Genomic DNA, 22286 nt, shown 5'->3' with positions numbered 1-22286 from the left:
CTACGTCGCGGACACGCCCCGAGGAGCGCGCCGGGTCCGTGTCCACTCGCGCAACTGCCCGGCCGTCCAGGTGTTGACGACGCGGCCGACCGGTACCCCGCACTCCTCGGCCCGCGCGCAGCCCAGCACCTGCCAGTCGAGCTGTCCCGGCGCGTGCGCGTCCGTGTCGACCGCGAAGAACACCCCGGCGGCCACCGCCTCGCGCAGCAGCCGACGCGGTGGATCGAGCCGCTCCGGCCTGCTGTTGATCTCCACCGCCGTGCCGGACTCGGCGCAGGCGGCGAAGACCGCCCCGGCGTCGAACCGCGACTCGGGACGGCGGCCGTCGCCCCCGCCGCCCCGCCCGCCGCGCCGGGTGCCCTGACGCGTCGCCACCAGCCGCCCGGTGCAGTGCCCGAGCACATCGGTGCGCGGATCGCGCACGGCGGCGATCATGCGGCGGGTCATCGGCCCGGCGTCCATCCGCAGTTTCGAGTGGACCGACGCCACCACCAGATCGAGCCGGTCCAGCAGCTCCGGATCCTGGTCCAGCGTGCCGTCCGGCAGGATGTCGCACTCGATACCGGTCAGCAGCCGGAACGGCGCCCACCGCTCGTTCAGTTCGGCGATCACATCGAGCTGTTCGCGCAGCCGCCCGGCCGTCAGACCGCGGGCCACGGTGAGGGTGGGGGAGTGGTCCGTCAGCACGGCCCACTCGTGCCCCAGCGCCGCCGCCGTACGTCCCATCACCTCGATGGGGCTGCCACCGTCCGACCAGTCCGAGTGCAGATGGCAGTCGCCGCGCAGCGCCTCGCGCAGCGCCTGGCCGCCCTCGGCGAGCGGGGCCGCGGCGGCCTCCCGCTCCAGTCCCGCCAGATACTCCGGTACGGCGCCGGCGACCGCCGCCTCCACCACCCGCGACGTCTTGGGGCCGATGCCCCGCACCCGCGCCAGCGTCCCGGCGGCGGCGCGAGCGGCCACGTCGTCGGCGTCCATGCCCGCCACCACGTCCGCGGCCGTACGGAACGCCCGTACCCGGTAGGTCTCCGCCCGCGAGCGCTCCAGCAGAAAGGCGATACGTTCGAGAGCCTCCACCGGCTCCATGGGCGCCCCCAGCCTGTCGGTGGCGTACGGACACCCCTCATTGTCCGTGCGCCCGTGCCGCCGTGCATCTCGCCGGGGCGGGGGCGCCCCTCCGGGCGCGGTCCCCGGACATGGCGGGACCCCGCGAGCGAAGGCGTCGCGGGGTCCCACACGTGCTCGCAGAGTGCGCCGGGGTGCCCGGTGGCCCCTGACGGGGGCCGGTCATACCGTCCGTGCGCTCTCGTGGCCCGCCCCGGCCCGACCGGAGAGCCGTATCAGGGCCGGCCCGGTCGTGGCGGCGGGGCGGTGCGTGAAGCGGTTGTTCAGCCCTGCGCCGAGCGACGCTTGCGCGCGGCCCACATGATGCCCGCACCCGCGACCAGAATGACACCGGCGGCACCGGCGATCAGCGGCGTGGAGCTGGAGGAACCGGTCTCCGCCAGGTCGTCCCCGGCCGGGGACGGCGCGTTCGAGGGAGCCTCGGCCGCGGGCGGGGTGCTGGTCTCGGCCGGAGGGGTCGAGGTCTCGTCGCTCGGGGTCTCGCTCGCCGAAGGCTCCTCGCTGGGAGACTCGCTCGGCTGCGTCTCCGACGGCGTCGGAGTGGGCGTCTCGCTCTCCTCCACCGGCGGCGGGGTGGAGCCCTCGCAGACGGGCGCGGTCTTGGTCTCGTCGCGCGAGTACCTGTCGCCGTCGGCGGCCTTCACGACGAGACGGACGGTCAGCTCACTGCTGTGCTCGGGAAGGTCCAGCTTCTTGTGGAAGTCGTTCCGGAACTTCTCGGTCGGCAGCAGATCCTCGCCGTCCACGGTGACCGTCACCGTGTTCTGGTCGCTGTTGCCGTAGGCGGTGAGGTCGAGGCTCACCTCGTCGCAGGTCACCGACCAGGTCGGGGTGTGCGCCATGGCCGGCGTGGCCGCCAGGCCGACACCGAGGGCACCTGCGGCAGCGACTGTTATGAGCGCGCTTCTGCGTCGCCGTGATCCGCTGAATAGAGTCACAAAATCCTCCGCGATAGCCGCGCCGCCCACGATGACGGCGCGCGCGCACAGTACCGCCATCGGCGCGGTCATCCCTCAACCACCCCACCCAACTCGCCCCTTCCGCCCGCTTCCTGGGCGGCGTGCGGCGCCGCACGGCCGGGTCCGCACGGCGCGAAGGGGGTGAAAACCCCATCATGATCACATCCCGCCGGGGCCCCGCTCGCGCGGTCTTCGCTGGTGGCGCCCTCAGCGGGTCTCCATCGGCCGGGTGAGCGCCCGCTTTTGCGCCGGGGTATGCGGCCGTCCGGCTCCTTTCGGGCAAAGTTTCCGTCAATAATCGCGAGCCGATGGCTGGTTGCCGCCGGCACCCGTCGCACGCCGGCGTGCGACGGACCTCATCCACGCCGTGGCAGTGTGTCGCGCGCCCACTGCCGGGCCGTCGCCAGCCGGGGATACCGCTCGCGCTGCTCACGTGAGGCGCGGTCCAGCTCCTCCATCAGCCGTACGGAGCGGTGCTCCATGTCCAGTTCGTCGAGGATGCGGTCGATCTCCGTCAGTACCGCGCCGTGCAACTGCCAGTGCAGGGGGTGGCGTCGCACACCCTCCAGCAGCAGCTCCGCCAGCTGCTCGCGGCTCGCCCGCGCCGACTCCAGGTCCCCCGCCAGCCGCCCCTCCGCGGTCTCGGCGCTCTCGCTCGTCTCCGTGGTCACCAGCACGGCGAAGCTGACGACCGCGTCCGCCACCCGGGCGAGCAGATCCTCCAGCGCCGCTCCCACCTCCGGGGTGAACAGCGGCTCCCGCGTGCGCTCCTTCGCCAGGTCGGTCAGGGTTCTGGCCAGCACCCGCAGCACCACCGTGCAGATCTCCAGAGTGTCGAGCCCCGTCCGCAGCACCACACGGTGCAGCAGCCCCTCCTTCACCCGGGGGTTGAGCCGGACGCTGTCCTCCGCCCGGCGCAGCGCCGCGTCCACCTCGCTGATGTCGTGGTCGAGCCGGCGGGCCTCGTGGAGCCGGGACGCCGCGCGCTCCACGGTCAGCGGCGCCGTCAGCCCCTCCCCGATCCGCAGCAGCAACTGGCGCATGCGCCGGGAGAGGTCCTCGACGGACTCGCCCGCCGTACGCACCCAGACGGGCGCCGCGAACAGCAGGTTGAACACGAGCCCGACCACCGCGCCGATCAGCGTCTCCAGCACCCGGTCCCACGCCGTCGACGCCACCCGGGTCACCCCGAGGACCAGCATCGCGCTGATCGCCACCTCGGGCACGAACTCGTTCACCCGCACGATGCGGCCCACCACCAGCGACGCCAGGATGATCAGCCCCAGACTCCACCAGGTCAGCCCGACCAGCACACTGAAGCCGCTGGCCACCAGCACCCCCGCGACGACCGCGTTCACCCGGCGGATGCCGGTGGTCAGGGTCGAGTAGAGCGTCACCTGCACGACCAGCAGCGCCGTCAGCGGAGCGGTGAGCGGCGCCGCCTCGGCACTCAGATGGCGGGCCACCACATAGGCGATCGTCGCCGCGGCGGTCGAGCGCAACGCCTGGGCGACGGCGGGTTCACGGCCGCGCCGCACCAGCTCGGCCACCGGCGCGTTCACGGTTTCTCTGACAGCACGCACGCCCTGACCCTTCCCGCACACGCCCCCGCCGGACCGGTGGGCCGCCCGAAGGGTCCGTGTGGCTGAGCCGGGAGCGGCCGGGGCGAGCGCGGACCGTGGCGACCCGGGTACCCGTGGTTGTGCGGTACGGGGAAGGATGAGGTAGACAGCTTCCCAGCGGGTCGATCGGCATTGGGGCCGCGCGACCGCTCGACTCACCGAACGGTTGTGCATGCCTTCTTCACCGTCCCGCCAGGATCCGCTGCGGGCACCGATCACGACGGACGCGCCCTCCGCGCGTCCACAGCACCACGACATCTTCCTGGAGCCGCGCTACACGGTGGAACTGCCGCCCCTCCACGACGCCGAGGGGGACGAGGAGCCCACCATGGAGAGTCTCTTCGAGCGGCCCCAGGGCCGCCGCCGTACGCCTATCCAGCGCCGGGGATAGCCCCGCCGGCCCCCGGGACGGCGCCGGGGGCCCCGTCGTCCGTCCAGGCGACGCTGTAGTAGGTGAGCCGCTCGTCCCGCGCGACCGGCCGCATCCCCACCGCCGTCATCACCCGCCGTGAGGCGGTGTTTCCGTGCTCGGTGTCGCCCCGGACACCGAGCACGCCGCTCTCCCGGGCGAAGCGCAGCAGCCGGCGCAGCGCCTCGGACGCGTACCCCCTGCCGTGCGCGGACGGGATCAGGCCGTAGCCGATGGTGACGGTCAGATCGTCGTCCGGGACACCGTGGAAGCCGAGACCGCCGATGGCCAGACCGTCCTCGCGGCGGCGGATCTCGTACGGTCCGAACGGCTGCGGGTCGCCGGTGATCGAACAGGTGGTCAGATAGCGCCTGGCACCCACCAGATCGCCCTCGGTGGGATAGCCGGATGCCCACCGGCATCCGTCCGCCGGCCCTCCGGCGGCCACCCGCTCGGCCTCCGGAGGGCTCAACGGGTGCAGTAAGAGCCGCGCGGTCACAAGATCGTCCATGGGACGCAGGCGTATCACACGCCCCCGTCCGGCCCCTCACGGGCTCCGGCACCGACCGGGGGCGCCCGGTGCGAGGTCCGTTCGAGGGATCCCGGACCACGCACGGCGTGTTCATGTGCTCGTACCATCACCGCCGCATTCGGCGAACCGGGCGTGCCGCGAGGTGGGGCGTGGCATGCTCGACAAGCGCTCCCATCGGGGACACGACGTGGTGCGCGCGGGTTGACCGGGGGAGGTCGCAATGGATCGTGGCCGGATTCCGCGTACGTGCCGACGGCCCGCGAGGAAGCTCCCGCGCCCGGCGCGGGGAGCCACCACCACGCTCCGGCCCCCCTCGGCACCGCCACGGGCGAGGAAATCCTGGCCCGCGCCCCCGGCGGACGAAGGGAACTGACGCGATGACCACGCTCTGGCACCAGGTCCTGCGGACCATGTCCCAGCCCGGGGCCTCCCCTGACGACGATCTGCTGGCACGCGCCGCGGCGGACATCGCGCTGCGCGACGATCCGCATCCCCCCGCCGACGCGGAGACCGTCCTGGAGATCGCGCGCGCCGAGTTCGCCGCCGTCCTCACGGCCGGCCAGGCGCAGGCGGCGCTGGACCGGGCCCGCGACCGGACCGGGCCGGAGGCCCGGCCGCCCGGCCGTCCCGGCTGACCGCGCGCCGGCCGCCCGCCGGTCCGCGCGGCGTGAGCGGCCCGTACGGGCGGTTAGCCTGTGAGCACGATGAACCGTTTGACGACACCCTGGGGCGACCTCGGCCTCACCCGATTCCCCGACCATCCCCGCGAGACGCTGCGCGCGTGGGACGCCGCGGACGAGTATCTGCTGCGTCACCTCGCCGGGACCGACACGGAACCCGCGGACCTGTCGGGCGCGGTGGCCGTCGTGGGGGACCGGTGGGGAGCGCTGACCACGGCGCTGGCCGCCCGGCGGCTCGAACTGCCCGCCCCCGGTCCGCTGGTCCAGATCACCGACTCGTATCTGACCCAGCGGGCGACCCGCGCCAACCTCGCGCGGGCCGGCGTGGGCGAGGACTCCGTACGGCTGCGTTCCGCCCGGGACACCCCGCCGGAACGGATCGACCTCCTGCTGATCCGTGTCCCCAAGAGCCTGGCGCTGCTGGAGGACCAACTGCACCGGCTGGCCCCGGCCGTCCACTCCGGGACCGTCGTGGTGGCCACCGGACGGGTCACCGAGATCCACACCTCCACACTGAAGCTGTTCGAGCAGATCCTCGGCCCGACCACGACGTCCCTCGCGGTCAGAAAGGCCCGGCTGATCTTCTGCGCGCCCGCGCCGGGCCGGGCGAGGACCCCGGGACCCTGGCCGCACCGTTATGCGCTGCCCGACGGGATCGGTTCCATGTCCGGCCGTACCGTCGTCAACCACGCGGGGATCTTCTGCGCGGAACGGCTCGACATCGGCACCCGCTTCCTGCTGCGCCACCTGCCGGACCGCCGGGGCCCCGAGCACGTCGTCGACCTCGGATGCGGCAACGGCGTGGTCGGCACCGCCATGGCACTGGACAACCCGGCGGCCCGGCTGACCTTCATCGACGAGTCGTTCTCGGCGGTCGCGTCGGCCGAGGCGACCTTCCGCGAGAACGCGAAGCCGGAGACGGCGGCCGAGTTCGTCCTCGGCGACAGCCTGACCGACGTCGCGGCGGGAACGGTCGACCTCGTGGTGAACAACCCGCCGTTCCACACCCACCAGGCGACCACCGACGCGACCGCCTGGCGCATGTTCACCGGCTCCCGCGCCGCGCTGCGCCCCGGCGGGGAGCTGTGGGTCGTCGGCAACCGCCACCTCGGGTACCACGCGAAGCTCCGGCGCCTCTTCGGCAACTGCGAAACCGTCACGAGCGATCCGAAGTTCGTGATTCTGCGGGCCGTCAAGCGCTGAACGGGCCCGGACGACCGGTGGCGCCGCCGCTGCCCGCGTGCTGATCACGCGCGTCGGACAGCTGCGATCCCACCGGGCCCCGGCAGGGCCGCATGTGCGGGAAGAACGGCGGGCGAGGTTTGTGGATGCGAGGTCACCCGGCCTATCTTGTCGCACATGCAGTCCTACACGATAGGTCAGGCCGCCCGGCTTCTCGGGGTCAGCCCGGACACCGCGCGCCGCTGGGCCGACGCCGGGCGCGTCGAGACCCATCGGGACGAGAGCGGCCGCCGGCTCATCGAAGGCCGGGCGCTCGCCGCCTTCTCCGTCGAGGTCGCGCGGAACGGAGGTACGGGTGACGACGACCCCCCGTACACCTCGGCGCGCAACGCGTTCCCCGGCATCGTGACCGCCGTCAAGCTCGGCGATGTCGCGGCTCAGGTGGAGATCCAGGCGGGGCCGCACCGGCTGGTCTCGCTGCTCACCCGGGAAGCCGTCGAGGAACTCGGCCTTGAGGTCGGCATGCGGGCCACCGCCCGGGTGAAGTCCACCAATGTGCACATCGACGTGACGTGACCGCGCGGCGGCCCCGGTCCTCCGTCGCCGCCGTCCACACCAACTCATCCGCTCGCGGGTCCCTCCGGGCCCGTACCGCCAAGGAGTCCGCCGCCATGCCTTCCGCCCCCGTCCTCGGCACCACCCGTCGCCGCGCCGCCGCCGCACTCGTCACCGCCGCCCTGCTGCTGCCACTGGCCGCCTGCGGGGGGAGCGACGACAGCGGCGAGGACTCCGGCGCCAAGGCCGGCGCGTCGGCGGGCGGTGACACGCCGGCGGCGAAGCTGACCGTACTGGCCGCCGCCTCGCTCACCGATGTGTTCAAGACGGCGGCCGCCGCCTACGAGAAGGAGCACCCCGGCACGGAGCTGGCGTTCTCCTTCGCCGGCTCGCAGGAACTGGCCGCCCAGGTCAAGCAGGGCGCCCCGGCCGACGCGCTGGTCACCGCCGACACGAAGACCATGGACGGGCTGAAGGCCGACACGGGCACCCCGAAGGTCATCGCCAAGAACCGGCTGGTGATCGCCACCGGTGAGGGCAACCCGCGGCAGATCGAGAGCCTCAAGGACCTCGCCGACACCAAGCTGAAGGTCGTTCTGGCCGCGTCCGAGGTGCCTGTCGGCCGCTACAGCGCGCAGGTGCTGGACGCCCAGGACATCAAGGTGAAGCCGGTCTCCGAGGAGCCGAGCGTGCGCGCCGTGCTCAGCAAGGTCGAACTGGGCGAGGCCGACGCCGGCATCGTCTACAAGACCGACGCCGCCACCGCGACCGACAAGGTCGACGCCATCGAGATCCCGGACGCGCAGAACGCCATCGCGGACTATCCGGCCGCCACCCTCAAGACGTCCAAGAACAGCGAGGCCGCCGCAGCGTTCGTCGCGTGGCTCAGCGGCGCCGAGGCGCAGAAGATCCTCCGCGCCGCCGGGTTCCAGCAGCCGTAGCCGTGCCGTGGCCGCCGCCGGACGCCGGGTACGGGGCGTCCGGCGCCCGTCCTCCGTCCCACCCGCCACGCCGCCCGAGCCCAGGAATCCCGATGAGACGCCTCCGTACCCGCACCGGCAGGCCCGGTGTCCCCGTCGCCCTGGCGGTGCCCGCGCTGCTCGCCATCGCGTTCCTGCTGCTGCCTCTGCTCGGCATCCTCGCCCGCACCCCCTGGGCCGACCTCGGTACGCATCTGACCAGCCCGGAGGTCGTCCAGGCGCTCAAGCTGTCGCTGCTCGTCTCCTTCTGGGCGCTCGGGCTCTCGCTGGTGCTCGGGGTGCCGCTGGCGTGGCTGCTGGCCCGGGTCCCCTTCCCCGGCAAGGTGCTCGTCCGCACCCTCGTACTGCTGCCGATGGTGCTGCCGCCCACCGTGGGCGGGGTCGCGCTGCTGCTCGGCTTCGGCCGCCGGGGCCTGCTGGGACCCTGGCTGGAGGACACCTTCGGGATCACCCTGCCGTTCCACACCTCGGGCGCCGTGATCGCCGCGACCTTCGTCGCGATGCCCTTCCTGATCATCAGCCTCGAAGGCGCCCTGGCCGGGCTGCGGCCCGCGTACGAGGAGACCGCCGCCTCGCTGGGCGCCTCGCCGTTCCGGGTGTTCCGCACCGTCACGCTGCCCATGGTCGCCCCCGGTCTCGCCGCGGGCGCCGCGCTGACCTGGGCGCGGGCCCTCGGCGAGTTCGGGGCCACCATCACCTTCGCCGGGAACCTGCCCGGCACCACCCAGACCCTGCCGCTCCAGGTCTATCTGCTGCTCCAGGACTCACCGGAGGCCGCGACCTCCGTCTCGCTGCTGCTCCTCGCCATCGCCATGGCCGTGCTGATCGGACTGCGCGGACGCTGGACCGGCGGAGCGGCCGACCGCCGGACGGACAGGGGCCCGCTCCCCGAGGACACCGACGCGGGCAGCGCGGACGCCGGGGACACCGAGCCCGTGCGGCCGGACCGGTCCACGGAGCAGGCCCGTCCCACCGCGCGCGCCGGCCGGGCCGGGCCCGCCGGGTCGCCCGCCTCGTCGGAGCCCGCTTCGTCGGAGCCCGCCGGGCAGTGGCCGCTGCACGCCGAGGTCACCGGCTTCAACCGGCTCACCCTGGACGCGGGACCGGGCACCACCATCGCCGTCGTCGGGCCCAACGGCGCGGGGAAGACCACCCTGCTGCGCGCCCTCCTCGGCCTGACCCCGCGCGCCCACGCCGCGCTGCGCCTCGGTGACCTGGACGTCACCTCGCTGCCGCCGCACCGCCGCCGCGTCGCCTGGGTCCCGCAGAACGGGGCGCTCTTCCCCCATCTCACCGCCCTCGCCAACACGGCGTACGGGCTGCGCGCCCACGGCGTCCCGCGCGCCGAGGCCCGCCGCGCCGCGCAGGAGTGGCTCGACCGGCTCGGCGTCGGCCACCTCGCCCACCGCAGGCCGCACCAGGTCTCGGGCGGCCAGGCGCAGCGCGTCGCGCTGGCCCGCGCGCTCGCCGCCCGCCCCCGGCTGCTGCTCCTGGACGAACCCCTCGCCGCCCTCGACCAGACCACCCGCGCCCAGGTGCGCCACACCCTGCGCGGCCACCTCGACCGCTTCGGCGGGGTCTGTCTGATCGTCACCCACGACCCGGTCGAGGCCGTCTCGCTGGCCGACCGGGTCCTCGTACTCGACGAGGGACAGGTCGTCCAGGACGCCCCGCCCGCCGAGGTGACCCGTCATCCGCGCTCGCCGTGGGTGGCCCGCATGCTGGGCCGCAACGCCTGGCCGGGCACCTTCGGCCCCGGCGGCCTCGGCCTGGCCGGCGGCGGGCGGCTGATCGTCGCCGAGCCACTGGCCGAGGGAACGGACGCCCTGGCGATCATCGCCCCCGAGGCCGTCTCCGTGCACCGGGAGCGCCCCGGCGGCAGCCCCCGCAACGTCTGGCCGGGAACGGTACGGGAGATCACCGCGCTGGGCAGCAGACTGCGCGTTCTGATCGCCTCGGACGAGGCGCCCGACCTCGTCGCGGAGATCACCCCGGAGGCCGGCGCCGAACTCCGGCTGGCCGACGGCGTGTCCGTCTGGACCGGGGTCAAGGCCACCGAGGTCGCCCTCGTCGCCCTCTGAGGCGCGCGCCGGGCGCCCCAACGCGCCGGGCGCCCGGACAACAGTGGCCACGCAGGTCCCGAAGATACGTTCCCTTCGGCGACAATGTTGATGTGCCCACACTCCCTCACCAGGTACAACACGGCCTTCCCGCAGGCCACATGGTCGTCTGCGGCGACGACACCCTCGCCCACCGGCTCGCCGACGAGCTGCGCGACGTCTACGGCGAGCGGGTCACCCTGGTCGTCCCGCCCGTACGCGTCTCCCGGCTCCCGCCCACGCCGGTCGCCGGACCGGGCAGGGCCACGGCGTTCTTCGGACGGATGTCGGCGGCCATGGCCCGTACGGCGGCCACCCTCCCCGAACCGGACGCGCAGGACCCCGCCGGACGGACCGGACCACGCCTCCTGGAGTCCGTCGATCTCGACGAGGACGTCCTCGTGGAAGCCGGCGTGGCGGACGCGGCGGCACTCGCCCTCGTCCATGACGACGACGAGATCAACATCAGGGCCGCGCTCGCCGCACGCCGGCTCAACCCCCAACTGCGCCTGGTCATCCGGCTCTACAACCGCAAGCTGGGCCAGCACCTGGAAGCCCTCCTCGACCAGGCGGCGGCCGTCGCCGTACCCGGCCTGGACACCGCCGCTCTCGACGCCACCACCACCGTCCTGTCGGACGCCGACACGGCCGCGCCCGCGCTGGCCGCCACCGCGGTCGCCGGCACCAGAAAGGTGATCAGGGCCGACGGCCTGCTGCTGCGCGCCGTGGAACGCAACCCGCCCGGCCCCGGCGAGGTGGCCGACCCGGGACTCTGCACCCTCGCGCTGCTCTCCTCCACCACCAACGACCCGGCGGGCGCGGAAGGTTCGGACAGCAGCGGGCAGGAGGGTCCGGAGCTGCTGCCCGACGACGCGAGCGCCGCCGCCGCCACCGGGCGCGGCACGGTCGTCCTGGAGGCCGTGTCCCACGCGGGGCCCGATCTGTCGCCGCGCTCGCTCTCCGGCCGGGGCGCGCCGCTCGCCGCGCTGTTCTCCCGGCGGCTGCGCTGGTCCTTCGCCGGCGTCCTCGCCGCCGTGCTCGCCCTCGCCGTCACCTCGTGGCTGGTCACCGAGGACCGGCCGCCGGCCGCGATCTACCACACGCTGCTCGATCTCTTCGCCATCGGGGACCCGGCCGTCGGCGAACCCGCCGAGCGGCAGATCCTGCAACTCCTCTCCATGGTCACCGGACTTCTGCTGCTCCCGGTCGTGCTGGCCGCCGTCCTGGAGGCCCTGGGCACCTTCCGTACGGCGTCCTCGCTGCGCCGGCCCCCGCGCGGGCTCTCCGGCCATGTCGTCCTGCTCGGGCTGGGCAAGATCGGCACCCGGGTGCTGGCACGGCTGCGCGAACTCGAAATCCCCGTGGTGTGCGTGGAGGAGGACCCCGAGGCGCGAGGCATCGCGCTGGCCCGCGGCCTCCGGGTGCCGGTCGTCCTGGGCGACGTCACCCAGGAAGGAGTGCTGGAGGCGGCCAAGATCGAACGGGCGCACGCCCTGCTCGCCCTCACCAGCGCCGACACGACCAACCTGGAGGCCGCGCTGTACGCCCGCTCCGTCGCCCCCGGCCTGCGGGTGGCGCTGCGGCTGTACGACGACGACTTCGCGACCGCCGTCTACCGCACCCTGCGCGCCGCCCACCCCCGCGCGCTCACCCGCAGCCGCAGCGTCTCCACCCTCGCGGCCCCGGCCTTCGCCATCGCCATGATGGGCCGGCAGATCCTCGGCGCCATACCGGTGGAGCGCCGGGTGCTGCTGGTCGCCGCCGTCGACGTGGCCGGCCATCCGCGTCTTGAGGGCCTGACGGTCGGCGAGGTGTTCCGGCCGGGGGTCCGGCGGATCATCGCCCTGGACACCGCCGCCCCCGGGGACCGGCCGGCGGATCTGTCGGGCACCCGCTCCGACTCCGAGGGCGGCCGGTCCGGCGGCCTCGTCTGGGATCTGCGTCCGGGCCAGGTACTGCACGCGCGGGACCGGGTGGTGGTGGCGGCCACCCGCCGGGGCCTGGCCGAGCTGCTCGGGCGCCAGTCGGGCGCCTCGCCCCGGCGGACGCCGGGCCCCACCGCGCCGTGACACCAGCACCTGGGATGCGGCCGGGCCGGGCGGGCACGAGAATGGCGACCACCGGACGAACGAGGAGGCGGCATGAACGCGGAGCCCGCTGCGCAGCCGGATCACGAGGGCGTGACCCCCGACCGGCTGCTGCACACCGGAGCCGGTGAAGAGGTGACCGCCGAGGATCTGGTGCTGGCCTCCGGCCGGGACCTCACCCCCGAGACCATCGAATGGGCCCGGCGCAGACTCGCCGAGCGCGGCCGCTCGGCCATCGAGGAGCAGTTGCCCTGACACCGCCGCGGTGACCGCCCACGGCGTTCCACCGCCGGGACCCCTCCCACCGGGCCCTGCCGCCCGGCCCTCATCACCCCGCGTGCCCCGCCGCTGCCGAGCGGCGGGGCACGCTGTCCGTTGTACGCGGGAACCCCGTCCGGCCCTCGCCCGTCCGCCCCGCTGATCGAATCCGTAAGCCCCTGTCCTCCCGCTCGTCACCGAACTCGCCTACTGTGCCTCTCGGTTGACATGCCCCACACATGCGCAACAGGAGGAACAAGGGATATGGCAAAGCTTCTTCGCGCCGCGCTGACGGCCGGTGCGGTCACCGCGCTCGCCCTGACGGCCACCCCGGCGAACGCCGCCGGCCCCGGGCAGCTGCCGTTCCCCGCGGCCACCGGGGTCGGCGTCCACAACTCGTACGAGAAGGCGACCTTCCCGTACTTCGCCGACGCCCTGGACTCCGGTGCGGGAATGCTCGAAATCGACGTCTGGACCAATGCCTTCGGCGTGTCCTGGCGGGTCTCGCACTCCAACCCGGTCGGCAACGACAACAACTGCGCGAACGCGACCACCACCGCGCAGCTGCGCACCAACGCCAAGAACCGCGACCTGGCCGGCTGCCTCTCCGACATCAAGGTCTGGCACGACGCCAACCCGGGCCACCGGCCCATCGTCCTCAAGCTGGAGATGAAGGACGGCTTCCTGGGCACCTCGGGCCGCGGCCCCGCCGCCCTCGACGCGCTGCTCGGCAGCAAGCTCGGCGACGCGCTCTACCGCCCCGCCGACCTGGTGGGCGGCCACAGCGACCTCGACACGGCCGTCCGGGCGGGCGCCTGGCCCACCCGTGACCAGCTGGCCGGCAAGTTCATCGTCGAACTCATCCCCGGCACGGTGGAGGAGTCGAACCCGCTCGACACACTGTGGACCGACCGCGAGTACGCGATGTACCTGCGCGACCTCAAGGCGGCGGGACGACTGGGCGAGGCCGCGGCCTTCCCCGCCGTCCACAACGCCGCCGCGGGCGATCCCCGTACCCGGTACACGGACGCGGGGATCAGACCGTGGTTCGTCTTCTTCGACGGGGACGCCGGCGCGTATGCCGCCGCCGGGTTCGACACCTCCTGGTACGCCCAGCGCAACTACTATCTGCTGATGACCGACGCGCACAACGTCGCGCCCGCCATCGACGGCACCAACCCCACCGAGCAGCAGGCCCGTGACCGGCTCGACCTGCTGGCCGGGCGGAACGCGAGTCTGATCTCCGCGGACTGGCGCGGACTGACCGGCGTGCTCGCGACGGTCGTCCCGCGCGGCGCCGCCCGGTAGCGAGCCCCGGCGACGCGCCCCCGCGACGGCGGACGGCACGGCCCCCGGGGCGGGTCCGCCCACCGCCCCGGGGAGTTCTCACATCCCCGGCGCCTCAGTCGCCGCTCTCGCCGCCGTGGCCCTTCGCGCTCCGGCCGTGTGCCGCCAGCACCGCGTCCACCGTGTCCGCGTCCGCCGCCCGTTTGTCCACCCGGTAGCGCAGCACCCGCGCGAAGCGCAGGGTGATCCCCGCCGGGTAGCGGGACGAGCGCTGGAGACCGTCGTAGGCGATCTCGACCACCAGCTCCGGCCGTACGGTCACGGTGAACCCGTCGTCCCGCACCGCCAGCTCCCGCAGCCGCTCCGTCTGCCAGGCCAGGGTCGCGTCGGTCAGCCCCTTGAAGGTCTTGCCGAGCATCACGAACGAGCCGTCCTCGCGCCGCGCGCCCAGATGCAGGTTCGAGAGCCTGCCGGTGCGCCGGCCGTGTCCCCACTCGGCCGCCAGCACCACCAGATCCAGGGTGTGCACGGGCTTGACCTTCAGCCACCCCGCGCCCCGTCGGCCCGCGCTGTACGGGGCGTCGAGCGCCTTGACCACCACGCCCTCGTGGCCCCGCTCCAGGGTGTCCCGGAGGAACGCCTCGGCCGCCGGAACGCCCTCGTCCGTCACCACGATCCGCCGGACCCGCATCCGCTCCGGCACCAGCGTCGCCAGTGCCGTGTGCCGGTCCGCGCAGGGCAGGTCGAGCAGGTCCTCACCGTCTGCCGCGAGCAGGTCGAAGAAGACCGGGGACAGCGGTACCGCCCGCGCCGCGGACTCCACGTCGCCGCGCGACCCGACCCGGCCCGCCACCTCCTGGAAGGGACGCGGTCCGCCCCGCGCGTCCAGCGCGATGACCTCCCCGTCCAGCACGAAGCGGTCCCCGTCCAGCGACAGCGCGGCCGCCGTGACCTCGGGCAGCCGGCCGGTGATGTCGTCGAGCGTGCGGGTGAAGATCCGCACCGCCGCGCCCTCCCGGTGCACCTGCACCCGGATGCCGTCGAGCTTCTCCTCGACGGCGCACTCCCCGAGCCGCTCGATCGCCTCCCGCACGCCCGTCGCGCTCTGCGCGAGCATGGGCAGGACGGGCCGCCCGACCGTGAGCAGGAACTCCTCCAGCACGTGCGGACCCTCGGCCAGCAGCCGCTGCGCCACCTGCCGCAGCGACCCCGCCAGCATCACCGCCCGTCGTACCGCGTCGGGGTTGGCCCCCGAGGTCTCCGCGAGGGCCTCGACGGCCACGGCGTCCAGCGCGCCCTGCCGGACCTCGCCCGAGATCAGCCCCACGAGGAACCGCTGCTCCTCCTCGGTCGCCGCCCCCAGCAGCTCCTGGACCAGCCGTCTGCGCTCACCCTGGGCTCCCGGCCCGGCGACCGCCGCCAGCTCGGTGAACGCCTCGTCCACCCGGTGCACGGTCAGCGTCGCCCGGTCGGCCGGCGGCGGCGGGTCCTTCAGCGCGTTCCAGCCGACCCCGATCCGGCCCTGGGGCAGCCGTCCGGCCAGATACGGGATGACGACGGGCACGTCGTCGGGGCCCGCCGTCCGGAACACCCCGGCCAGCAGGGAGATCTTCCGGGACCGCGCGGAGGTCCCGGCGACCTCTCCTGAGACATGGGCGAGCGGTGCCAGCAGCATGGTTCCATCGTCCATCGCCGGGCCCCGGTCCGCGCGCCGGGCCCGATGGCGAGCATGGCACCGGCACCGGCAGGCGTGGCGGGGCCGGGGCCGGCGCCCGAGGAGGCGCCGCCCGGCCCCGCCGTGCGCCCGGTGTCAGCTCACCGGGTTCCAGCCGTCCGTACCGGCCAGATAGGCGGCGGCGGTGTACTCGCCCGCCTGGGCGGCCGTGAGCTGCGGCCGGTTGGCGTTGACGGTCGCGCCGGGCCCGGTGTTCGCGTACTCGCGGAACCGTGCCGACTTCCACGGGAAGGTGCCGAAGTCCGTCCAGGGCGCGGCGACCCGCACCGCCGCCGGCAGCGCGGTGTCACGGATCACCAGCTGTCCGACGGCGTCGGCGGTGGGGTGCCAGGGACGGCCGAGGGAGAAGGTGTCGGCCGCCGCCGAGCTGGAGATGGTGGAGCCGGTGATGAGCATCCCGTACTTCTTGGCGGAGTTGGTGTTGGGCGCGGTGAGGTAGCCGTTGTTGCCGCCCGCCGCCGCGCCCCGGTCGCGCAGGGTGATGTTGACGCGGTCGTAGACGGCGGTGGCGTCGCCGAAGATGAAGTCGACATCACCGCTGATGAAGGAGTTGCGGAAGTACTGGCGGTACTGGCCTGTGGCGGACGGGGCCCAGTTGAGGACCGTGTCCTGATGGCCGATGAAGCGGTCGTTGCGGAAGATCTGGCGGTCGCCCTGCGCGGTCACGGCCACCGCCTGGGTGTCCGTGATCTCGGGGTGCTCGGAGCGCAGCCAGGTGTTCTGGACGGTGACCCCGGTGACCGTGAGGCTGCTGGCCGCGAAGGTGGCGGTGGCGCTGCCCCGGGTGCCGTACGTGGAGCCGTCGGGCTTCTTGGTGCCGGCCGCGTTGTCGTAGGTGATCACCACATCCTCGGCGTCGCCGGTCGCGCCCTTGATCGTCAGCCCGGTTCTGTTCGCCGGGACGTTGATGACCTCCCGGTACGTGCCCTTGGCGATCGAGATGGTGTCACCGGCCGCGGAGGCGTCGATCGCCGCCTGCACGGTGCGGTACTGGGCGGAGCCGTCGGCGGCCACGGTGCGGGTGGTGGCCGCGACCGCCCCGGCGGCGGGGGCGGGGAGATCGGCGGCGACGGCCGTGCTGGTCGTACCGGCGGCGGTCAGCACCCCCGCGCCCGTGGTGGCGGCCAGTGCGGCCGGCAGATCCTCGGCCGAGGACTCCAGGCCGGCGGTGAGCGTAGGGGTCCAGTTCACGCCGGTCCTCAGCTGCTTCGACGAGTCGGCCGCGGCGTTGTAGGCGGCGGCCAGGTCCGTCACCGTACCGTCGACCATGTTGCCGGTGCCCGCGAAGGCGCCGGTGCCGTCCCCGCTCAGGAGCTGGGAGACCTTGCGGTCACTGGACAGCTTCCAGTAGTTCTTCTCGGCCACCACCTGTGCTCCGGCGCGGGAGTTGACCGTGTAGCTGTGCGCGTAGCCGTTGGCCTTGGTGGTGTCGTAGTAGTTGTTGTAGAGGTGCACCTGGCCGATCCGGGTCAGCGGCGCGCGCTGGGTGATGCCGGTGTAGACGTTGTGGTGGAGGGAGACGCGCAGCGCGCTCGCGTCGTCCGTGTCGCTGGAGCCGATCAGCGTCGTCTTGTCGTGGTCGGTGAAGCGGTTGCGCTCCACGGTGACCAGGTCCGAGCCCTTGGTGATGTCCAGCAGGCCGTCGTGCACCTGGAACTTGCGGTCGAAGTAGGTCTTCGACGCGCTGTCGAGCGTCGGACCGTCGCTGAACGTGTTGTGGTCCACCCAGACATGGGTGGCCCCGCGCAGCGTGACCGCGTCGTACTCGGAGTTCCAGTTGCCCGTGGAGCCGTCGGTGGGGTCCCACTGCGGGAAGCAGTCCTCGGGGCTGTTGAACGTCAGGTTGCGCACGATGACGTTGTCGACGTTCTTCAGGACCAGAGCGCCGCCGAGGATCTTGGCGTTCGACCCGGGGACCCCCACGATCGTCGTGTTCGAGGGGACGTTGATCTGGACGTTCTTGGCCTGTCTGGCCGCGGCGGCGACCCGGGCGGTCTCCTGGGCGCCCGAGGGCACCTTGGTCCGGCCCCAGGTGGCGGGGTCGTACGCCGTCAGATACGCGGAGAGGGAGTACCCCGTGCCCGAGGCGTAGTCGGCGCAGCCGAGGGCCGCGCCCGAGCCGTCGGTGTCGGCGTCGATCGTGCCCTTCACCTGGATGATCCTGGGGGTGGTGTCGGTCGCCGAACCGAGCGCCGCCACCAGCTGGGCCCGGGTGGCGACCGTCACGACCCGCGTGGCCGCCGCGCCTCCGGTCGTGCCGGTGCCACTGGCGGCCCAGCCGTCCTTGGCGGGCAGGGCCTGGTGTGCCAGGTCGGCCGCGGCGAACGCGCCCGTCGCCAGCGGGAGCACGCCCAGCCCGGCGGCCGCCACGGCGGCGGCGCAGAACAGCGCCGTACGGCGGGCGAGCCGCGACCGGCGGCGCGCGGCGGGAGCGGAGGGCCGGGGGCTCGGCGTACCCGGTGCGGTCCGCGGGTCGGGCGAACTCAGTGAATTCGGACGATTCTGCGGGTTCTGTTGGGAAAAGAGCGGTTTGGGCACCTGGCAACGTCCTTCATCAGGGGGGAAGTTCACCCCTCAGTGGGCGCCGTCGCACAGAAGGTTGCCGTCCGATCAACCGGCGTGGCCGCCACGCCCTCGGCTGTGCGCATTCCGCCCGACACTCCTCCCGCCCCGTACACACCCCACGGGCGGACGGCCATACTGGACGGTCAGGGGAGGGCGCGGCGAAGGTTACGGGGGGCGACAGCACGCGATGGCGGACAGCAGGCTGATCCAGGGCCGCTACCGGCTGCTCGATCTCATCGGGCGCGGCGGTATGGGCGAGGTGTGGCGGGCGCGCGACGAGTCGCTCGGCCGGCAGGTCGCTGTCAAGTGCCTGAAGCCGCTGGCACCCCAGCAGGACCGGTCCTTCACCCGCATCATGCGGGAGCGGTTCCGGCGTGAGGCCCGGGTCGCCGCCGCTCTCCAGCACCGGGGCGTCACCGTCGTCCACGACTTCGGCGAGTACGACGGGGTCCTCTATCTCGTCATGGAGCTGCTCGAAGGGCGCAACCTCAGCCAGTTGCTGGAGGACCGGGCCCGGGACGCGGACCAGGGGCCGACGCCCGGCCCGGACGCCGCCGACGGCCCGCCGGCGAGCACGGCCGAGGGGCGACGCCAGCGCCCGCTGTCCGTACCCGAAGTCGCCGACATCGCCGAACAGGTCACCGACGCCCTCGCCTACACCCACGAACAGGGCATCGTCCACCGGGATCTGAAGCCCGCCAACATCATGCGGCTCACCGACGGCACGGTGAAGATCTGCGACTTCGGCATCGCTCGCCTCGGCCACGACATCGGCTTCACCTCCCGGCTCACCGGCACGGGCATCGCCATGGGCACCCCGCACTACATGTCGCCCGAGCAGATCTCCGGCGGTCAGATCGACCACCGCAGCGACCTCTACTCGCTGGGCTGCGTGCTGTACGAGATCGCCACCGGAACGCCTCCGTTCGACCTGCCCGACACCTGGTCGATCCTGGTCGGACACCGCGACACGGTCCCCGAACCGCCGAGCGCGCGCCGCGCGGAACTCCCCGCCTCCTTCGACCGGATCGTCCTCGGCCTGCTCGCCAAGACCCCGGAGGAGCGCCCCGCCGACGCGGCCGAACTGCGCCGCACGATGGCCGAGGCGCGCGCGGCGGCCGGCGCGGCCGGGCGTCCCGCGCTCCCCGGCCCGCACGTGCGGCGCGCGCTGGCGGCGGGACCGGGGCCCTACCTCCGGGGCGGGGCCGCTCCGGGGCCCGGCGCCCTGCCGCTGCCCGGCTGGACCCGGTCCATGACCACCGGTCACAAGGCGATCGGCGGGCCGGAGCTGCGGACCGCCCCGCCCGACCACGCGGCGGGCCTGACCGGAGCGTGGACCCGGCCCGCCGACCCGCGCGCCGCCGTCGCCACGACCGCGAGCGCCGCCCGCCCCGCCCCGCGGCCGGAGCGGCTCGCCGCCCTCACCGCGCGGCACAACGCCGGTCTCAGCCTCGGCCGGCTCGGCCGCTGGGAGGAGGCGGGCGAGGTGCACCGCGCGGTCGCCGCCGAGCGGGCGCACACGCTCGGCCCCGACCACCCCGACACCCTCGGCAGCCGTTACGAGGTCGGGTTCACGCTCAGCAGGACCGGCCGGACGGCGGACGCCCTGCGCGAGTTCACCACGGTCGCCGAGGGACGCGCCCGCACGCTCGGCGCCGACCATCCGGACACGCTCGCCGCCCGCCAGGAGACGGCGTACGCCCTCGGACAGCTCGGCCGGCACTTCGAGGCCCACGAGGTCTTCGCCGCCGTGCTCGCCGCCCGCGAGCGCACCATGGGCCCCGACCACCCCGACACCCTGCGCTGCCGCCACAACCTGGCCTACAACCTCAGCAGACTGGGCCGTCTCGCGGACGCCCACCGTCTCGCGCACGAAGTCGCGCTCGCGCGCTCCCGGGTGCTCGGTCCGGTCCATCCGGACACGCTGGTCAGCCAGTACGAAGTGGCCTACGCGCTCGGACAGCTGGGCCGCTGGCCGGAGGCGCTCGCGGTCTACCGGGAGGTCGCGGCGGGCCGCGCCCGGGCGCTCGGCCCCGACCACCCCGACACCCTCGCCGCCCGCTACGAGGTCGGCATCAGCCTGGGCCGGCTCGACCGCAGCGCGGAGGCGCTGGAGCTGTACCGCGAGCTGGTGGCGGACCGGCGCAGGGCCCACGGGCCGCAGCATCCGGAGACCCTGCGGGCCCGCCACGGGCTCGGCGTCAATCTGGGGCGGCTGGCCCGCTGGGAGGAGGCGCTCGCCGAGGCGCGCGACGTGTGCGCCGTACGGGAAAAGGTCCTCGGCCCCGGCCATCCCGACACGCTCGTCAGCCGCCGCGAGATCGCCGTCGGGCTCGGCTGGCTCGGCCGCTGGACGGAGGCCCTGACCGTCTACCGCGAGGTCGCCGACGCCCGCGCCCGGGTCCTCGGGCCGACCCACCCGGAAGCACTCGCCAGCCGCGACGACGAGGCGCACTGCCTGGAGCAGCTCGGCAGGACGGCCGAGGCGACGGCGCTCTACCGTCAGGTGGCCGCCCTTCGCAGGGGTCCCGGCCGAAGCCTCTGACGCGGGACGGCACGCGGGCCCCTCTCCACCCCGGAGGCCCCACCGGTACCGGCCCCTGGCCCCGCGGTCGTCCACGTGTTACCAAGAGCCATGCCCGCACACGCCTCGTACGACGCCGTCATCGTGGGCGGCGGCCACAACGGCCTGGTCGCCGCCGCCTATCTCGCCCGCGCGGGGCGCTCCGTCCTGGTGCTGGAGCGCCTCGGGAACACCGGCGGCGCCGCTGTCTCCAGCCGCCCCTTCGCCGGGGTGGACGCGCGGCTGTCCCGCTACTCGTACCTGGTCTCCCTGCTGCCCCGGAAGATCGTGCGCGAGCTGGGACTGCGCTTCACCACGCGCCGGCGGACCGTCTCCTCGTACACCCCGCTGGGCGACGGCGGACTGCTGGTGGGGGAGGGGCGCACGCGCGACTCCTTCGCCGCGCTGACCGGCGGCGGCGCGGAGTACGCGGCCTGGCAGGAGTTCTACGGGATGACCGCGCGGATGGCCGAGCGGGTCTTCCCCACCCTCACCGAGCCGCTGCCCACCCGCGAGGCGCTGCGGGCGCGCGTGGACGACGACACCGCCTGGCGCACGCTCTTCGAGGAACCGATCGGCGTCGCCGTCGAGGAGCGGTTCCGCCACGACCTGGTACGCGGAGTGGTGCTGACCGACGCGCTGATCGGCACCTTCGCCGACGCCCACGACCCGTCCCTCGTGCAGAACCGCTGCTTCCTCTACCACGTGATCGGCGGCGGCACCGGCGACTGGGACGTGCCGGTGGGCGGCATGGGAGCCCTCACCGACGCGCTGGCGCTCGCGGCGCGCACGGCGGGCGCGGAGATCGTCACCGGACACGAGGCCACCCGGATCGAGACCGACGGGACACACGCCGAAGTCGCCTTCCGTACGGGGGAGTCGACCGGCACGGTGGCTGCCCGTCAGGTTCTGGTGAACGCCTCGCCGCGAGCCCTGGCCGACCTCCTCGGCGAGGACCCGCCGCCCGCCGCCGAGGGGGCCCAGCTCAAGGTCAACATGGTGCTGCGCCGGCTGCCCGCGCTGCGGGACCGCTCCGTGGACCCCCGGGAAGCCTTCGGCGGCACGTTCCATGTCGCCGAGGGCTACGGCCAGTTGGCCACCGCCTACCGGGAGGCGTCCCGGGGCGCCCCGCCGAGCGCCCCGCCGTCCGAGATCTACTGCCACTCCCTGACCGACCCCTCGATCCTCGGCCCGGAACTCGCCGCACGCGGCTACCAGACGCTCACCCTGTTCGGACTGCACACGCCGGCCCGGCTGTTCGCGGCGGACAACGACGCCGTACGGGCGCGTCTGCTCGCCGCGACCCTCGCCGAGCTGGACGAACGGCTCGCGGAGCCCCTCGCGGACTGCCTCGCAGCGGACGAGGAGGGCCGGCCCTGCGTCGAGGCGAAGACCCCCCTCGACCTCGAACGCGAACTGGGGCTGCCCGGCGGCCATATCTTCCACCGGGACCTCTCCTTCCCCTACGCGGAGCCCGCCGGGGAGTCCGGCACGGACGCGCCGAGCGGGGGGAGCGGCCGGTGGGGGGTGGAGACGGCGCACGCGAACGTGTCCCTGTGCGGCGCGGGCGCGGTACGCGGCGGCGGGGTCAGCGGAGTGCCCGGCCACAACGCGGCGATGGCGGTGCTGGGCAGGTAGCCGGCGCGAGCCC

Annotated in this window: 16 protein-coding genes and 2 pseudogenes; 11 read left to right on the top strand and 7 right to left on the bottom strand. The window is 74.0% G+C overall.

Features of this window, described 5'->3' with window-relative positions; translation table 11 throughout:
- The 3 genes from ACFY6S_RS18580 to ACFY6S_RS18570 all read right to left on the bottom strand — a co-directional run bounded on the left by ACFY6S_RS18580 (position 1) and on the right by ACFY6S_RS18570 (position 3664).
- On the bottom strand, positions 1-1083 hold the full coding sequence (locus ACFY6S_RS18580) for a PHP domain-containing protein (protein ID WP_388818621.1): 1083 nt from the start codon (positions 1081-1083) through the stop codon (positions 1-3).
- 302 nt (positions 1084-1385) lie between these two features.
- On the bottom strand, positions 1386-2060 hold the full coding sequence (locus ACFY6S_RS18575; RefSeq protein WP_388818618.1) for an LAETG motif-containing sortase-dependent surface protein: 675 nt from the start codon (positions 2058-2060) through the stop codon (positions 1386-1388).
- A 377-nt stretch (positions 2061-2437) separates the two neighbouring features.
- Positions 2438-3664 carry an aromatic acid exporter family protein gene (locus ACFY6S_RS18570; protein WP_388818615.1) on the bottom strand — a complete coding sequence of 409 codons (1227 nt, stop codon included), beginning with the start codon at positions 3662-3664 and terminating at the stop codon, positions 2438-2440.
- Positions 3665-3875: 211 nt separating this feature from the next.
- On the opposite strand from ACFY6S_RS18570, the gene ACFY6S_RS18565 reads away from it, so the two are divergent.
- Positions 3876-4094 carry a hypothetical protein gene (locus tag ACFY6S_RS18565; RefSeq protein WP_388818612.1) on the top strand — a complete coding sequence of 73 codons (219 nt, stop codon included), beginning with the start codon at positions 3876-3878 and terminating at the stop codon, positions 4092-4094.
- On the opposite strand, the gene ACFY6S_RS18560 is transcribed toward ACFY6S_RS18565, so the two are convergent.
- A complete protein-coding gene (locus ACFY6S_RS18560; RefSeq protein WP_388818609.1) occupies positions 4075-4623 on the bottom strand; it encodes a GNAT family N-acetyltransferase in 549 nt (182 codons plus the stop codon). The two genes, ACFY6S_RS18565 and ACFY6S_RS18560, sit on opposite strands and share 20 nt — an antisense overlap.
- 398 nt (positions 4624-5021) lie before the next feature.
- On the opposite strand from ACFY6S_RS18560, the gene ACFY6S_RS18555 reads away from it, so the two are divergent.
- The 8 genes from ACFY6S_RS18555 (at position 5022) to ACFY6S_RS18520 (ending at position 13793) form a co-directional block, all read left to right on the top strand.
- Positions 5022-5279, top strand: a complete 258-nt coding sequence (locus tag ACFY6S_RS18555) for a hypothetical protein (protein ID WP_388818606.1) — start codon at positions 5022-5024, stop codon at positions 5277-5279.
- A 69-nt stretch (positions 5280-5348) separates the two neighbouring features.
- A complete protein-coding gene (locus tag ACFY6S_RS18550) occupies positions 5349-6527 on the top strand; it encodes a methyltransferase (RefSeq protein WP_388818603.1) in 1179 nt (392 codons plus the stop codon).
- 156 nt (positions 6528-6683) lie between these two features.
- A complete protein-coding gene (locus ACFY6S_RS18545; RefSeq protein WP_388818600.1) occupies positions 6684-7082 on the top strand; it encodes a molybdopterin-binding protein in 399 nt (132 codons plus the stop codon).
- Positions 7083-7177: 95 nt separating this feature from the next.
- Complete coding sequence (gene modA, locus ACFY6S_RS18540; protein ID WP_388818597.1) at positions 7178-8002, top strand: molybdate ABC transporter substrate-binding protein; 825 nt, start codon at positions 7178-7180, stop codon at positions 8000-8002.
- 92 nt (positions 8003-8094) lie between these two features.
- Positions 8095-10122: an ABC transporter permease gene (locus ACFY6S_RS18535; RefSeq protein ID WP_388818594.1), complete on the top strand. Its 2028-nt coding sequence runs from the start codon at positions 8095-8097 to the stop codon at positions 10120-10122.
- A 140-nt stretch (positions 10123-10262) separates the two neighbouring features.
- Complete coding sequence (locus tag ACFY6S_RS18530) at positions 10263-12209, top strand: potassium channel family protein (protein ID WP_388819784.1); 1947 nt, start codon at positions 10263-10265, stop codon at positions 12207-12209.
- A gap of 72 nt (positions 12210-12281) precedes the next feature.
- Entirely contained in the window at positions 12282-12482 is a 201-nt protein-coding gene (locus tag ACFY6S_RS18525) for a hypothetical protein (protein WP_388818591.1), read from the top strand.
- A gap of 267 nt (positions 12483-12749) precedes the next feature.
- On the top strand, positions 12750-13793 hold the full coding sequence (locus ACFY6S_RS18520) for a phosphatidylinositol-specific phospholipase C domain-containing protein (RefSeq protein WP_388818588.1): 1044 nt from the start codon (positions 12750-12752) through the stop codon (positions 13791-13793).
- A 94-nt stretch (positions 13794-13887) separates the two neighbouring features.
- Here ACFY6S_RS18520 and ACFY6S_RS18515 read toward each other — a convergent pair whose 3' ends face one another.
- The 3 genes and pseudogenes from ACFY6S_RS18515 to ACFY6S_RS18505 all read right to left on the bottom strand — a co-directional run.
- Positions 13888-15447, bottom strand: coding sequence for an ATP-dependent DNA ligase (locus tag ACFY6S_RS18515; RefSeq protein ID WP_388818585.1), 1560 nt, complete (start codon positions 15445-15447; stop codon positions 13888-13890).
- Positions 15448-15582: 135 nt separating this feature from the next.
- A pseudogene (locus tag ACFY6S_RS18510) lies at positions 15583-16512 on the bottom strand (pectinesterase family protein); the annotation flags it as partial.
- Positions 16513-16602: 90 nt separating this feature from the next.
- Positions 16603-17994: pseudogene (locus ACFY6S_RS18505) on the bottom strand (polysaccharide lyase family 1 protein); the annotation flags it as partial.
- A 265-nt stretch (positions 17995-18259) separates the two neighbouring features.
- On the opposite strand from ACFY6S_RS18505, the gene ACFY6S_RS18500 reads away from it, so the two are divergent.
- Both ACFY6S_RS18500 and ACFY6S_RS18495 read left to right on the top strand, forming a co-directional pair.
- Positions 18260-20617: a tetratricopeptide repeat protein gene (locus ACFY6S_RS18500; RefSeq protein ID WP_388818582.1), complete on the top strand. Its 2358-nt coding sequence runs from the start codon at positions 18260-18262 to the stop codon at positions 20615-20617.
- A 90-nt stretch (positions 20618-20707) separates the two neighbouring features.
- Positions 20708-22273 carry a phytoene desaturase family protein gene (locus ACFY6S_RS18495; RefSeq protein WP_388818579.1) on the top strand — a complete coding sequence of 522 codons (1566 nt, stop codon included), beginning with the start codon at positions 20708-20710 and terminating at the stop codon, positions 22271-22273.
- Positions 22274-22286: the final 13 nt, after the last annotated feature.

The sequence above is a fragment of the Streptomyces sp. NPDC012835 genome (assembly GCF_042900885.1).
Lineage (GTDB): Bacteria > Actinomycetota > Actinomycetes > Streptomycetales > Streptomycetaceae > Streptomyces.
Note: the sequence above shows the minus strand (reverse complement) of the source record. Positions and strands in the feature narration are given on the sequence as shown.